The following is a 14272-nucleotide window of genomic DNA, read 5'->3' on the forward strand; positions in this document are numbered from 1 at the left end:
CGTTATATAGAAACAATTATCCATTTTTATCCTTGACTTTTCTTATATCCACTTGTAACATTGTAAACATCATAAAGGAAAGGATTTGGTCTTATGTATTATCTGGAAAAACTAAGTGCTCTTATCTCCAAGTACATGGCGGTACTGGTTATCGCCATCGCGGCCATTGCCCTGATTGAACCCATGAGCTTCAAATGGGCAGCCCCGAACATCACCATGCTGCTGGGCATTGTCATGTTCGGCATGGGCATGACCTTAAAACTTGCGGATTTCAAGCTGGTGTTCCAACGCCCCCGGGATGTATTCATCGGCGCGCTAGCCCAGTTCACCATTATGCCTCTGCTGGCTTATTTTCTAGCCACAGCTTTCGGCCTGCCACCTGAGCTGGCCGCTGGTGTAATCCTCGTCGGCACCTGCCCCGGAGGCACCTCCTCTAATGTCATGACGTACCTGGCCCGCGGGGATGTGGCGCTATCGGTATCCATGACTATGACCACCACCGTACTGGCTCCGATTGTTACCCCGCTCCTGACCTGGTGGCTGGCTGGTGCCTGGGTGGAAATCTCCCTGGCGGCCATGATGATGTCCATTGTACAGGTGGTCATTCTGCCCATTGTCGCAGGACTTATCATCAATTCCTTCTTTGAGGCTCAGGTACAGAAAGTCGTCAAAGTCCTGCCACTCGTTTCCGTTATCGCCATTGTGCTGATTGTCGGCGGCGTAGTTGCCGTAAGCTCTCAGAAAATCATGGAAACAGGTCTCTTGATTATGGCGGTGGTTATGTGCCATAATCTTTTGGGCTACGGCACCGGCTTCCTGCTGGCCAAGGCGCTTCATATGGACATTGCCAAAGCCAAGGCCATCTCCATTGAAGTCGGCATGCAGAACTCTGGCCTGGCAACCAGCCTGGCCATGCTCCACTTCGGTCCTGCCGCTGCCATCCCCGGCGCTATCTTCAGTGTTTGGCACAACATCTCCGGCTCACTTGCCGCCAATTATCTGTCCAACAAAATAAACAATGAAGAACTGCCGGAAGTGCAGACCGCAAAATAATCGAACAGGAAAAGCTGTTGCGCAAAAATGTGCAACAGCTTTTTTATCACCAAAATATATCAGCCCACCGCGAGTTTATTGGTCTTTTTCAGGAATTTTGCTGGAATGGGCTGCTCCAGTTTCCACACGATATTGATGGGCTTTTCGCCTTCATGGCTTACGTAATTCGCCCGCCCCAAATAGGTATAGGCCGCGGCGCCGCCAGTCAGATTGTCCTTCTTGAACTCCCGCACGAACAAAAGGATGGTACTTCCCTGTTCCTGATGATGAATATACCTCTGCCCCGTAGGCGATTCCACCGTCGTTACGCTCTGGCTCTGCCAATGAAACAGCCATTCATTTAATGAGTAATCATCATACATGGTCGTGGGCGAATATTCTTTGTCCGCCTTGTTCAAGGTTACAAAGAACAAATCCGTTTGCTTATCTTCCAACCACTTAACTCCTTCCCGCACAGTGTTTGGCTTGTCAAAATCCATCGCTACCAATATCTGGTCACGAGTATAAGTGCAATGCAAATCCAATGGGCAGTCAAAACCAATATCCACCGGTTCATCAATAAAGTCAATGCTATCCAACTGATAGCGCAAAAGCTCCTGCATTTCAGCCAAAATATGAGGACTAGCTGCCAGTACTGCGAGATTATCCTGCACTTTCCCATCCTGCCAATCACTTGCATATTCGCCCCATACCGTTACGTAAAACATCTGCAACATCCGCGCGTCTAACAAGGAAAGACGGTCAAAATCCGTCTCCGCCAAGCGAGGCAACAAGTTCAGCAAAAATTTTATCCACCGCTGGGAATCTGCCACAGCGAGTTTCTGAAAGACGATACTCAGATTTACCTGCTCTTCCAATGGTTCCGGCTCAAAATCGACCTGTACGCCCGCCCGCACACACATGCGGGTGAAACTTTGCCAACTCTTTTGCCGGTAAAGCTGGCGCGGATCCATGTGATGGTAGTGCAAAAAATTTGCCAGCGTCAAGGTCAGCCCACTATCATCGGCAAAGCTGGCAATATGTCCAGCCAGCCCCCGCAGGGTATCATAAGCCCCTTTGATGTTATCCAGAATATACTTAGCCGCTTGTTTTTCCAACTGAATATAGCAGCCTTTAGGTGCAGAAACGAAGCCGTTTTCCACTTCCTGCTGCACACTATGAGAAGTATTGCCTAAAAGCGCCGCAAACTTGTGCGTAAAACTGTATTTTTTGTTGGCCTGCCCGATAAAATCCAGTACGGTCAAACATTCCTTTTCCGGCGAAAGACGCAATCCACGCCCCAACTGCTGCAAAAAGATGGTCAGGGATTCCGTCGGGCGCAGAAAGAGTACCGTATTGATCTCCGGAATATCTACCCCTTCATTATAGATATCCACGGCAAAGATAAAGTTCAGCTTCCCTTGCGCCAACCGCTTTCGTGCGCTATCCCTATCAGCCTGGGGAGATTGCCCCGTAAGGCACAAGGAGGGAATCCCCATCTGATTGAAATAGTCACTCATAAATCTGGCATGTTCGACGCTGACACAAAAGCCCAGCCCCTTCACCGCCACTACATCCGTTACATAGCGCTGCAACGAGTTGACGATTAAATCCGCCCGCCGTTCTGCGACCTTGCCGCTGAGGCTGTACACATTGCTAAGTGCCTGCTTGTCGTAACCACCTGCCGTCCATTTTACATCCGTCAAATCCACATTATCGGTAACACCAAAATACTGGAAGGGACACAAGAGCTTCCGCTCGATGGCCTCCGGCAACCGGATTTCCGCTGCAATCCTATCCCCGAAGTAAGGCAGGACACTTTTTCCATCCAGTCGTTCCGGCGTGGCTGTAAGCCCTAACAAAACCTGGGGCTGGTAATAATTCAGCAGCTTTTGGTAACTGTCAGCCGGTCCATGATGAATTTCATCCACCACGATAAAATCGTAAAAGTCAGGGCTGGTCTTCGTGGTAAAATCCTGCGAATTAAAGGTTTGGATAGAGATAAAAAGCTGGTCAATACCATGTGGCGTATATTGCCCCACAAAAAGTTCACCAAAATTATTATCCTTCAGCACCGCCTGAAAGGTTGAACGGCTTTGCTTCAAAATCTCCTGCCGATGTGCCACAAAGAGCAACCGATTCGACTTCCCAGGATTCTCCCTGCAAAAGCGGGCATAATCAAAGGCGGCAATAACCGTCTTGCCTGTACCAGTGGCAGCCACTAAGAGATTGCGATATAGTCCCCGCACAGCCCGCTCCGCCGCAAGTTTATCCAGTATTTCCTGCTGATAAGAATAGGGCCGCACATCCAATGTATAGCGCGTGGTGTTACCATCTTTAAAATATTTCTCATCACGCAAGGCCCTATACAATCGCAATTCCTCAGCTGCTGTATAGGTTTCAAACTCCCGGCTTTCCCAATAGCTGGCAAACGTAGCCGCAATTTTAGCCAAAGTTTCCGGCTGATCCTGCGCCGTGATTTTTACATTCCACTCCAAACCGCTGGACATGGCCGCCTGCGAAAGATTAGATGAACCGATATAAGCCGTCGTATACCCCGTATCCCGATAAAACACATACGCCTTGGCATGCAACCGCGTACGCTGGGTATCATAACTTACTTTGATTTCTGTATTTAACAATTTGCTGAGCTCTTTGATTGCCTTAACATCTGTAGCCCCCATATAGGAAGTGGTAATAATCCGCAAATTGCCACCATTTTGGGTGAAATGTTGCAGCTCCTCCATCAGCAGCCGCAAGCCACTCCACTTAATAAAAGACACCAACATATCAATACGATTACAACTGGCAATTTCCTTTTTTAACTCCGTATACATCTGCGGCTCATGAACAGCCCCGGTAAACAGACTGGATTGCGCCAGCGAGGTCTCCGGACGGTCAACTTTATCCTTTCCTTTAGCCCCCAAAGCCAAAATGCTATCCTGCCGATCATACAATGCCAACAGTTGCTGTCCTGTCTCATCTACCTTCATAGCAGAAAAATCCTGTTCCTGCGTTTTCTCCTGAACCGTAGTGATAATTTCATTCACTAGAGATACCTGGCTCGCAATATCTTCACTATTATCCCGCACCGACTTTAAGCCTCGCTCGACCACAGCTGCTACATACTGCGCCAAAATCTTAGCTGCCTCAGCCTTATCAATAGCGGCCAGTTCTTTATACTTATGAGGTAAAGCAGCCAGCTCATTTGACAATGAATCACTAACTACTTTTTCATACAAACCATCTTTCAGCATAACATCCCCGCCTTCTCCCCTATATCCTACGCATATTTCACTGTTAATTATACGCCCTTTTATTTGTCAAATCCTCTTCACTAGCGGTATAATGAAGAAAATCCGTTTTAGAGGTGAAGTTCCATGGCCTTGCGTAATATCGACATTAACCGCTGTCTTTTTCAATATACCAACATCACCTGCAACCGCTGTCAGGAAATCTGTCCGCAGCAGGCCATCTGCAACCACAAAATTGATTCCGAAAAGTGTGATAACTGTGGTCTGTGCACCGCTGTCTGTTCCACGGGAGCCATCCAAAGCGATACCGATTATGATACCATGCTCACGGCTGTAAAAAACCTTTCGCCGCCAGTCTTGATGTGCAAAAAAGCGTCTCCGCAAGCCATGCCTTGTTTAGGTGCCTTAAACCGCCGCCTGCTATGGGCACTGGCGGAAAAACAGGCACTTGCCATCGACACCAGCCGCTGCCATACTTGCAATCCTGCTGTAGCCAGCTGGCTTGACGGTGAAATCGAAGCCTGCAATACTGCGCTGCAAGAAGCAAACAAAGCACCGATAAAGCTGGTTCATGTCAAGGAATCTGCCCCTGCGCCCCAGCCAGTCGCCCGCCGTTCTTTTTTCCGAACCCTGTTCCATGCAGCTTCCGAAACGGCTGTTGAAATCGCCGCAGCACAGACGAACCGGCAATATGCCTTTGACCCGGTAATCTGGCTAACCAAGCAAAATACCACCCCAAACGGACTTTTTCCTCATCTCTCACTTGCAAAAAACTGCACCGTCTGCGGTCTTTGCCATATGCTCTGCCCGGAAAAAGCGCTAACCATCCGCCAGGAAGCCAATAAACCTGCGCTTGATTTTAATCCCTTAAAATGCACAGCCTGCGGTCTTTGTGTCAACAACTGTCCGCAATCTGCCCTAATCTTGCAGCACAACGAATAAATCACCTTCGAAAGGAGTCCTTCATGTTTTTCCATGGCAACTATCAGGTAACCCGCCATATTTGCCCCCGCAACTGTTATGATGCCTGTCCTATTCTCGCCTATACCCGTGGCGGCAAAATCGAATACATCACCGGCGATACAAGCGCCGGTTCTTCTGCGCGTCTTTGCAGCAAGCGTGAGGATATTCTGGCCACGGTTTACAACCCGAGACGGATTCTCTACCCACAAAAACAGCACGGCCGCGGTTCCGGCAACTGGCAGAAGATTACCTGGGAGGAAGCCATTGATACCATTGCCCGGAAAATACTCTCCCTCAAAGAACGCTATAACTCCACGCTGCCCCTGTGCCTCAATAAATATTCGGGGAATTTCGGCCTGCTGCACTATGCGGTAGAAGGAATGTTCAACGGCTTGGGTGCGACCACGCAGACCATCGGCAGCCCCTGTTTTTCCTCAGGCATTGATGCGCAAAATCTGGATTTCGGTGCCAATATTACCTGCGATATCCGCCAGCTGCGGGAATCGCGCCTGATTATTCTCTGGGGTGCCAATCCTGCCTGGACCTCCATCCATACCATGCCCGTGATTTATGCGGCGCAGGAGCGCGGGGCAAAAGTTGTGGTAATCGACCCCGTGTTCACGGAAACCGCCCGCAAGGCCGATTATTATTTTGAACTGCGCCCCGGCAGCGATTCCGCATTAGCGACCCTGCTGCTGCAAAAACTCGCACAAAACAAGCAGCTTTCCTATAATCCGCAGCAGGTCACCGGTGCTGATGAACTCATTGCCGCAACCCTAAAAGCCCCGACTGCAAAACTGCGCAAAGCCACCGGACTTTCCGCAGATGCCATCGATGTTCTGACGGAGTTGCTGGCACAAAATCATCCCGCCCATATCTGGTGCGGCTATGGCCTGCAGCGCCATGTAGAGAGCGGGATCGCCGTCCGCCTTATCGACGCCCTGTCCATGCTCACAGGCAATATCGGCATAGCCGGCGGCGGCGTAAACTATGCCGATATGGGACTTGTGGAAAACATCGACTTTAAGTTCATGCTGGAGCGCTCCGATACCCGTTTTATCGATATCAATAACTTTGCCCATAGCCTAAAAACATTGCAAGACCCGCCCATAAAATTCCTCTGGATAGCTGGACGCAATGTGCTGCGGCAGGACGCAAACCTGACCGAGTTGAACAAGCTTTGGTCACAGTTGGAATTCGTGGTCGTCGCCGATAAATTTATGACCCATTCAGCCAGAATGGCCGATATTCTGCTGCCCGTTACCACAGAATTTGAACATTTAGATGTCGCCGGCGGTTATTTTGTCCAGCATTTAGGCATCAACGAACCGGCCATTCCTCCGCGCGGCGAGGCCAAAAGCGATATCGACATCGCACGCCTGCTGACCAGACGGTTGAATGAATTAGCTCCCGGCACCAGCACTTTCCCGGCGCATCTGAGTGATGAAGAATTTTTGAGTGCAGAATTTACGCCGGATATTTGCGAAAAGCTGCAGATAAAAAAATGGCAGGACCTTTACCAAGGCCCTGCCCGCTACCGCCCACCCACGCCCCCCTGGCAGGAGGGAAAATTTGCCACGGCTGACGGCAAATTCCACTGCTGTACACTGCCGGAAAAATTTTACCAGCTGCAGCCAACCAAGGAATATCCCTTCCACCTGCTCACTCCACATGCACAGGAACATATCAATAGCCAAAGCCATCCCCTGCTCAAGAATCTGCCGGAATATCCGCAGGTTTACCTCCATCCATCGGCAGGAGAAAAAGTCAACCTGCAGGATAAACATCCGGCCATCCTCTGGAATGATGAGGGCAGTATCACGGTAACGGTTCACTTCCGCGAGGATTTAGCCCCGGATATCATTTTGAGCATGCAGGGCGCCAGCGTTAACGGTGGGCTCAATCGCCTGTATAAGGGACTATCCACGGATTTGGGCGAGCTGGTGAATGGGGCGCCAGGAACAGCCTTTTATGATGTATTCGTCAATATTCGGGCTAAATGAGTTTCCCGAAAAAGGCTCTGTGAGAACTCATCCGTCCCGTGGCAGGTAATGACTTTACGTCTGATCGTCTTCGGCTTCACACGGGAATATTTTTTCTTTTGTGGGCTGTACAGCCCTGCCGATTAATTTCTTATAATAATTGGCTTCCAGTTCGGCATGATGGTGAAGGTCATCTACTAGACCGGAAATCATTTTTCGCGTATCCTCATCCCAAATGTCCAGCATGTCATACTGACTCAGCTGGCGGATACAGTTTAGGATAACCATGTGACTGGTGGTAATATCATTTTCATCAAGCATGATCGAACCTCCGTAGATGAAATAAAAACTCCTACCACATTAAGCGGTAGGAGCTGCCTGTACGCCTGTCACCAGAAAGGAAATACATAGCGGGTGCATCTCCTAAATCGTAACAGAATAATATCTGTAACTGATATTTATAAGGGTAAAATATAGCCACAGATATTTAGCGAAAGGCTGTTTTAATCATCCGTCAGTTTTATATCACGATTCATAGCGTAAAAGAGACGTTCCTTCTCAATGGTTTTTGTCATTTTCATGAGCAAAGCCCGGACTTCATCCTGCATATCCTCGTCCCAATGCGCAACTTTATCGTATTCCCTCAAGGCAGCTAAGGATTGCAAGAGAACGGAATGTAGTTCTTTATTCCCATGGTTTTGCATACTAATCTCTCCCCATTATTTTATGAATGCACACCATCTATATCCTAACGGTCAGGCTGACTGTTGACCTTATCTGTGTATATGTACACTCCCTAGATATACTATTCTCCCCCCCGTGGATATCCCTGCTTGATTGTAATTTTTTTTTGCAAAAGGCGGGTACCCCCAATAAAAAACTGACCCGTCACTTGACGAGTCAGCTATGAAAAAGGCATCTAGGTCTTTTCGGTAACGTTGTGGTTAATTGTTCTGATACTTAAAACCGAGCCATAAGCACAGAAGCCATGCCGGCAGGATATAAACGGCTAAGTCCATACCTTCAATTTGGGTCATTAAGCCCCAAATGCTAAGCAGGAAGGCAATGCACAGATAGTTGATGAAGGGATAGAGCGGCGACTTGAACTTTGTGTCCTTTCCGTGTGCCTTGCAATATGCCCGGAATTTCAGATGGGTGATGACAATCGTAAGCCAGCTTATGGTCGCCGCTATCGTGGCAATGGACATCAGCAGCATAAAAATCTGTCCTGGGAAAAAGTAATTCAACGCCACGCAGATAAGCGTTATGCCCGAGGAAACGAAAATCCCCCGCACCGGCACGCCGCGGCTTGAAAGCTCGCCTAAGAACTTTGGCGCCTCATTCTTAGCCGCCAGACCATAGAGCATACGGCTATTGCTGTAGATAGCGGAGTTATAAACCGACACTGCCGCCGTCAGCACTACAAAATTGAGGATATGCGCTGCCGCCGGAATGCCCACGCTCATGAAAATCTGCACAAAGGGGCTGGCCTCCATGCCGACTTCCTTCCAGGGCCAAAGTGCCATAAGAACCGCCATCGTGCCCACATAGAAGATGAGAATACGCCAGATAACCTGATTGATGGCCGTCGGAATGGTCTTGTCGGGGTTCTCCGCTTCACCGGCGGTGATACCGATAAGCTCAATGCCGCCAAAGGAGAACATGACCACCGCAATAGCCAGCGCCAATCCCCATACACCATTGGGCAAAAAGCCGCCATAGGACCAAAGATTGCTGAGGTTGTCGGGGAAGGGCTGCGGACTGCCGAGCAAGATATATACGCCCAGCACAATCATCAACACGATGGCGGTAATCTTAATCAGCGCCATCCAAAATTCGGTTTCCCCATACAACCGTACATTAATCAGATTCAACGCCGTAATGGCCACCAGACAGATGAGCGCCGCAATCCACTGCGGCAAGTCCGGGAACCAAAACTGCATATAAATGCCCACCGCCGTAAGCTCGGCCATGGATACCAGCACATAATTAAACCAATAATTCCAACCGGACATAAAGCCGGGAAACTTGCCCCAATATTTCGTCGCATAATGGCTGAACGAGCCGGACACCGGTTCATCTACTGCCATTTCCCCCAACATGCGCATGATGAAAAAAATCATGATGCCGCCAATCAGATAGGCCAGCATCACCGCCGGCCCTGCCAGCGCAATGGTCGAGGCCGAACCGTAGAACAGGCCCGTGCCAATGGCACCGCCCAGGGCAATCATCTGCAGGTGGCGGTTCTTGAGCCCCCGCTTTAAGTTACCATTCTCATTCATAAAATTATTCCCCTTCAAAATTAAAAGTACCTGCCTATTATAACGCAATTGTTCAAATTTTGCCATCGGCAAAATCTTCCTTGCAGCGTTTCAACGACATGTTAACATGTCGTTATAACATTAAAGGCAGGTACTTTACAATATTACAAATCAGTAGCGCTGTCTATCTTTGAGCGCGCGTTCCACTTCCCGCTTGGCGGCCTTTTCATGTAAATCCTGCCGCTTGTCGTAGTTGTGCTTACCGGAGGCCAATGCCAGTTCCAGCTTGGCCTTGCCGTTTTTGAAGTAGATTTTCAGCGGCACCAGTGTGAACCCTTTTTCGCGAGTCTTGGCAAAGAGCTTGACAATCTCACTCTTGTGCATCAGGAGTTTTCTGGCCCGCAGCGGGTCATGGTTGAAGATATTGCCCTGGTCATAAGGAGAAACGTGCATATTTTCCACGAAAATCTCCCCATCCTTAATCATGGCATAGCTGTCCTTGAGGTTGGCCTTGCCTGCACGCAGGGATTTTACCTCTGTCCCCACGAGGGCAAGCCCCGTCTCAAAGGTTTCGTGTATGAAGTAATCGTGGCGCGCCTTGCGGTTTTCGCAGACCACCTTCATGCCGATATTTTTCTTGCCCATCTCATCACCTCATTATTTGCTGTTAGCCGTACCGCCTTCGGTCTTGCGATGCGGACGAGGACGGCGCGAGCCGCGGGATTTCTTGGACTTTTCCTTTTCGGCTTTAGCTGCCGCTGCTGCCATCTCCCGTTCCTTCTTTTCATGGTATCCGGGAGGATCCGGCCAGACGGCGCTGTTGAGCCCCGTCACATAAACGCGATGGTAGCCCACCTCTTTGTCGCTGCGGCGTTCTTCGCGATTGCGGCGGCTTTCGCCACGGAAAGAACCTGTGCCCATGCGGCTTTCCTTATCGGCGCGCTCTGCCTTGCCCTGACGGCGGCTGCGGTCAGCCTTAGGCTTACGGACTTCGCCCTCGCGCTTATCCGTATGGGGCAATTTTTCCCCGGAAGCACCGCGCTTTTTATGCCCATTATGCTTTCGCGGTTTATGCTCTTTCTGCTTGATTTCTTCTTCCGTCAACATGGGTTCCGCAATCAAGTCCTCTTCCAGCAGCGGCTTTTTCTTGGGGCGCGGAGCCTTGGGCTTTCTTTCCCCTTTGCCCTTATTGCTGTTCTGGCCCTTCTGTGCAGGGCGCTCCGGCACATACTGGCCGTTGTCTTTTAACACAAAATCCAAATTCCGTTCCTCCACATTGGCGCGCGCAAGGATTACTTCAACCTCGTCACCCAAACGGTACCGCGTGCGGGTGCGTTCGCCAATCATCGCATATTGTTCTTCCACATATTCATAATAGTCATTGGTCATGGTGGAAACATGAACCAGACCTTCCACGCCGTTATCGAGCTCCACAAAGATGCCAAAGGCGGTCACACCGCTGATAACGCCGGTGAATTCCTCACCCACGAACTGCGCCATGTACTCGATTTTCTTCATGTCCGTGGTTTCTCGTTCCGCCTCGATGGCCACGCGCTCCCGCTGAGAAGTATGGTCGGCAATCTCCGGCAGAACCATCTTGAGCTTGGCCTGACGCTCTACAGGCAGACTGCCCGTAGCAAAAGTCTCCCTGAGCAACCGGTGCACAATCAAATCCGGATAGCGGCGAATCGGTGAGGTAAAGTGCGTATAGTAGCGGGCAGCCAGGCCGAAGTGCCCCAGGCTCAGCTCGCTGTAACGGGCCTGCTGCATGGAACGCAGGGATACTGTACTGATAATCCGTTCTTCCGGACGGCCTTCGACCTTTTCCAGTACCTTTTGCACGTCCATGGGCTGGATATGCCCCTGCTCGTCCTGCTTGACGAACAGTCCAAAAGCCGCCAGCAGATTGTTGAGCCGCTCGATTTTTTCTTCACTCGGCTGCTCGTGAACACGGTACATAAAGGGCAGATTCTTCGTGTCCATATGGCGGGCCACAGTCTCATTGGCAATCAGCATACATTCTTCAATAATGGATTCGGCCAGACTGCCTTCGCGCTTAATCAGCGCCACCGGATGCCCCTTTTCGTCCAATTTCACCTTGACCTCCGGCAGGTCAAAATCAATCGAGCCGCGGCGATGACGCTTGGCCTTTAAGGCATGGCGCAATTCGGCCAGCGTTTCCAGCATGGGCAGGATATCCTCATTGTCCGACAGGAACGGCTCGGCCTTATCCACGAGCACCTTGTTGACAATATTATAGGTCAGGCGGCGGTAAACATGAATAACCGTCGGGATAATCTCATAGCTTGTTACCTCGCCATCTGCGGAAATCTGCATTTCACAGGCCATGGACAAGCGGTCAACGCCGGCGTTCAGACTGCAGATGCCATTGGAAAGCTCCTTGGGCAGCATGGGAATAACGCGGTCAACAAGATACACACTCGTCCCGCGGGCGTAGGCTTCCCGGTCAAGCGGCGCATGCTCCCGGACATAATGGCTCACATCGGCGATATACACGCCCAGGAAGAAGGAACCATCGGGATTCCTGCGGGCATAGACGCCATCGTCCAAATCCTTGGAATCCTCACCGTCAACGGTCACAATCTGCAAATCACGCCTGTCGCGGCGTCCTGCGTATTCGGCCGGATTCGGTTCCGTTTCCGTAGCCGTGGCTTCTGCCTGCACATCTTCGGGGAAGGTCTCTGACAAATCATACTGGCGCATAACGGAGAGCACATCCACACCGGGGTCGCCCACCTTGCCCAGCACCTCAATGACCTCTCCTTCCGCGCTGCGGCGGCCATTCGGCCACTTGGTGATTTTTACGACCACCTTGCTGCCCGTCTTGGCACCCTTGAAAAACTTTTTCGCCACAAAGATATCCTGCGTGAGTTTCACGTTATCCGGCGTAACAAAACCAAAGTTCTTGCTGCGCTCGAAAGTGCCCACAATCTTTTCATTGGCACGTTCCAAAATGCGGATGATTTCCCCTTCGCGGGAACGACCTTCCTCCTGTGCCGGCATGACACGGGCCACCACGCGGTCATCATGCATGGCAGAGCCCACAGCATTGGCGGGCACAAATACATCCGTTTCCTCTTCCGTTTCCCGCACATCGGGAATAATGAAGCCAAAGCCCTTGGCCGTCATGGAGATGCGCCCCACCACCAGATGCATCCGGCTCGGCACACCATACAGGTCACTGCGGTTCTTGATAATGGCGCCTTCTCTTTCCAGTTCTTCGAGCGCCACGGGGAAATCCACTAACTCCTCATCCGTCAGCCCCATCGCTTCGCCTAAATCCTCTTCGGTTAAAGGTTTATAGGCACTTTCCCGCATATAAGCGAGGATTCTTTCTTTTAAGTCCATTTGTTCTCCTTACAAATTTCGATTCTCCCACAGTTGTCCGTTTCCTTGGCACCCATGGACGGGTGCCCGTGGCCGTAAATCCCCGGATGGGATTTCAGGCCACAGTTTCTTTTGGTACTTTTCTTTGCACCAAAGAAAAGTACTAAATCTGTAGGAAGGCCGCAGCCTCTTCAAAAACTCTCTCTCTTTCGCTGGCCAGAGGCAACAGATGCCCGGATTCATTAAGCCAGACGATTCGCGCCTGCCCCTTTACATGGGACAGGATATAATCCGCACTCACCGGCGCGGCCGTATGATCATCACGGCTGTGCATGATGAGCACCGGAGCCGTTACTTCCTCGATAGCTCCCTTGGTCTTTTCAATAACGTCCACCAGTTCATGAATGGAAATCAACGGCATTTTCCGATAGGTACAGTTGGCAGCCGGTGGAACATCCTTCAGGCGGCGGCGCGCCTTGGGCACAAAACCGCCATAGCAGGCCTCCCTTGGCGGCAGTGCCGCAAGCCCACGTTCTTCGGGGATAAAGATGGGGGCCGCCAGCGTCACCACATGGGAGACGATTTCTTCCGTAGCCAAAAGCAGAGCAAAAAGCCCGCCCATCGAATGACCGATAACGGAAATATCCTCGCAATAACCAGACAGCAAGGCATAACCATCCCGCACCGAATCCATCCAGTCTTCCCAGGTCATATGGCTCATGTCCTCTACGGTCGTGCCATGGCCGGCTAACCGCACGCCCAGTACCGTAAAGCCTGCCTTATTCAAATGCTGCCCCATCAGCAAAAGTTCTGCCGGCAGCCCCGTGAACCCGTGGATAAGGAGCACCCCCTTTTTCCCACCAGGCATAAAAAAGGGCTCCGCTCCCGGTAAAATCATCATTCCACCCCCAAAACCCAAAATATCCCTGCTCGTAAGAGAACAGGGATTTTACCGCGATAGCGCTATTAGCTTGTCATTTTGGCAATCACCATGGTGATAATGGCAAACAAGATGGCAAGTACCACCGTCACCCGCGCCAGCAGGGCATCCATTCCCCGTGCCTTGCCGGAGAAGACGGTATCTGCACCGCCGCCCATGCCGCCCATGCCAGCGGATTTTGCTTCCTGTCCCAGTACCGATGCGATAAGGCCAATGGCCACAATAGCATCTATTATCATCAAAATGGTAAGCATTAGATAAGCCTCCCCTTATTACAGTCTCCAATCAATAGTAACACAATTACAATATGATATGCAAGTATTTTCGCTACAAAAAAGACTTCCACCCATCGGATAGAAGCCTTATCATATTTCAATATGGTGACCCAGGAGGGACTCGAACCCCCGACCCTTTGATTCGTAGTCAAATACTCTAATCCAACTGAGCTACTGAGTCATTGGTCAACTGCTCTCGCAATCAACAAGAATTATT

General features: G+C 50.6%; 11 protein-coding genes and 1 tRNA gene. 3 read left to right on the forward strand and 9 right to left on the reverse strand.

Going from position 1 to position 14272, the window contains the following annotated elements; translation table 11 throughout:
* The first annotated feature begins 93 nt into the window (after positions 1-93).
* Positions 94-1053: a bile acid:sodium symporter family protein gene (locus G598_RS0111785; RefSeq protein ID WP_026767125.1), complete on the forward strand. Its 960-nt coding sequence runs from the start codon at positions 94-96 to the stop codon at positions 1051-1053.
* Positions 1054-1112: 59 nt separating this feature from the next.
* On the opposite strand, the gene G598_RS0111790 is transcribed toward G598_RS0111785, so the two are convergent.
* Entirely contained in the window at positions 1113-4289 is a 3177-nt protein-coding gene (locus G598_RS0111790) for a DEAD/DEAH box helicase (RefSeq protein WP_026767126.1), read from the reverse strand.
* A gap of 123 nt (positions 4290-4412) precedes the next feature.
* Between G598_RS0111790 and G598_RS0111795 the strand changes: the two genes are divergently transcribed.
* Together G598_RS0111795 and G598_RS0111800 are read left to right on the forward strand one after the other, a co-directional pair.
* On the forward strand, positions 4413-5228 hold the full coding sequence (locus tag G598_RS0111795; RefSeq protein WP_026767127.1) for a 4Fe-4S binding protein: 816 nt from the start codon (positions 4413-4415) through the stop codon (positions 5226-5228).
* A 23-nt stretch (positions 5229-5251) separates the two neighbouring features.
* Positions 5252-7252: a molybdopterin-dependent oxidoreductase gene (locus tag G598_RS0111800; RefSeq protein WP_026767128.1), complete on the forward strand. Its 2001-nt coding sequence runs from the start codon at positions 5252-5254 to the stop codon at positions 7250-7252.
* Between the two features lie 54 nt (positions 7253-7306).
* Here G598_RS0111800 and G598_RS0111805 read toward each other — a convergent pair whose 3' ends face one another.
* The 8 genes from G598_RS0111805 to G598_RS0111840 form a co-directional block, all read right to left on the reverse strand.
* Entirely contained in the window at positions 7307-7552 is a 246-nt protein-coding gene (locus G598_RS0111805) for a hypothetical protein (protein ID WP_026767129.1), read from the reverse strand.
* Between the two features lie 182 nt (positions 7553-7734).
* Positions 7735-7935, reverse strand: a complete 201-nt coding sequence (locus G598_RS0111810; protein WP_026767130.1) for a hypothetical protein — start codon at positions 7933-7935, stop codon at positions 7735-7737.
* A 240-nt stretch (positions 7936-8175) separates the two neighbouring features.
* On the reverse strand, positions 8176-9513 hold the full coding sequence (locus G598_RS0111815) for an amino acid permease (RefSeq protein WP_026767131.1): 1338 nt from the start codon (positions 9511-9513) through the stop codon (positions 8176-8178).
* A 150-nt stretch (positions 9514-9663) separates the two neighbouring features.
* Positions 9664-10137: an SsrA-binding protein SmpB gene (gene smpB, locus G598_RS0111820; protein WP_026767132.1), complete on the reverse strand. Its 474-nt coding sequence runs from the start codon at positions 10135-10137 to the stop codon at positions 9664-9666.
* Positions 10138-10149: 12 nt separating this feature from the next.
* Positions 10150-12861: a ribonuclease R gene (rnr, locus tag G598_RS0111825; protein ID WP_026767133.1), complete on the reverse strand. Its 2712-nt coding sequence runs from the start codon at positions 12859-12861 to the stop codon at positions 10150-10152.
* Between the two features lie 142 nt (positions 12862-13003).
* Entirely contained in the window at positions 13004-13738 is a 735-nt protein-coding gene (locus G598_RS0111830; protein ID WP_026767134.1) for an alpha/beta hydrolase, read from the reverse strand.
* Between the two features lie 68 nt (positions 13739-13806).
* On the reverse strand, positions 13807-14034 hold the full coding sequence (secG, locus tag G598_RS0111835) for a preprotein translocase subunit SecG (protein WP_026767135.1): 228 nt from the start codon (positions 14032-14034) through the stop codon (positions 13807-13809).
* A 124-nt stretch (positions 14035-14158) separates the two neighbouring features.
* Positions 14159-14236: transfer RNA gene (locus G598_RS0111840), tRNA-Arg, on the reverse strand.
* Between the last annotated feature and the right edge of the window lie 36 nt (positions 14237-14272).

It is taken from the genome of Selenomonas ruminantium subsp. ruminantium ATCC 12561, assembly GCF_000424065.1.
In the GTDB taxonomy this organism is placed as follows: Bacteria; Bacillota; Negativicutes; order Selenomonadales; family Selenomonadaceae; genus Selenomonas_A; species Selenomonas_A ruminantium.

What these genes read in the sequence shown, in the direction of transcription:
- G598_RS0111785 (WP_026767125.1), top strand. Translation starts at nt 94, where the DNA reads ATGTATTATCTGGAAAAACTAAGTGCTCTTATCTCCAAGTACATGGCG.
- G598_RS0111790 (WP_026767126.1), bottom strand. Translation starts at nt 4,289, where the DNA reads ATGCTGAAAGATGGTTTGTATGAAAAAGTAGTTAGTGATTCATTGTCA.
- G598_RS0111795 (WP_026767127.1), top strand. Translation starts at nt 4,413, where the DNA reads ATGGCCTTGCGTAATATCGACATTAACCGCTGTCTTTTTCAATATACC.
- G598_RS0111800 (WP_026767128.1), top strand. Translation starts at nt 5,252, where the DNA reads ATGTTTTTCCATGGCAACTATCAGGTAACCCGCCATATTTGCCCCCGC.
- G598_RS0111805 (WP_026767129.1), bottom strand. Translation starts at nt 7,552, where the DNA reads ATGCTTGATGAAAATGATATTACCACCAGTCACATGGTTATCCTAAAC.
- G598_RS0111810 (WP_026767130.1), bottom strand. Translation starts at nt 7,935, where the DNA reads ATGCAAAACCATGGGAATAAAGAACTACATTCCGTTCTCTTGCAATCC.
- G598_RS0111815 (WP_026767131.1), bottom strand. Translation starts at nt 9,513, where the DNA reads ATGAATGAGAATGGTAACTTAAAGCGGGGGCTCAAGAACCGCCACCTG.
- smpB (WP_026767132.1), bottom strand. Translation starts at nt 10,137, where the DNA reads ATGGGCAAGAAAAATATCGGCATGAAGGTGGTCTGCGAAAACCGCAAG.
- rnr (WP_026767133.1), bottom strand. Translation starts at nt 12,861, where the DNA reads ATGGACTTAAAAGAAAGAATCCTCGCTTATATGCGGGAAAGTGCCTAT.
- G598_RS0111830 (WP_026767134.1), bottom strand. Translation starts at nt 13,738, where the DNA reads ATGATTTTACCGGGAGCGGAGCCCTTTTTTATGCCTGGTGGGAAAAAG.
- secG (WP_026767135.1), bottom strand. Translation starts at nt 14,034, where the DNA reads ATGCTTACCATTTTGATGATAATAGATGCTATTGTGGCCATTGGCCTT.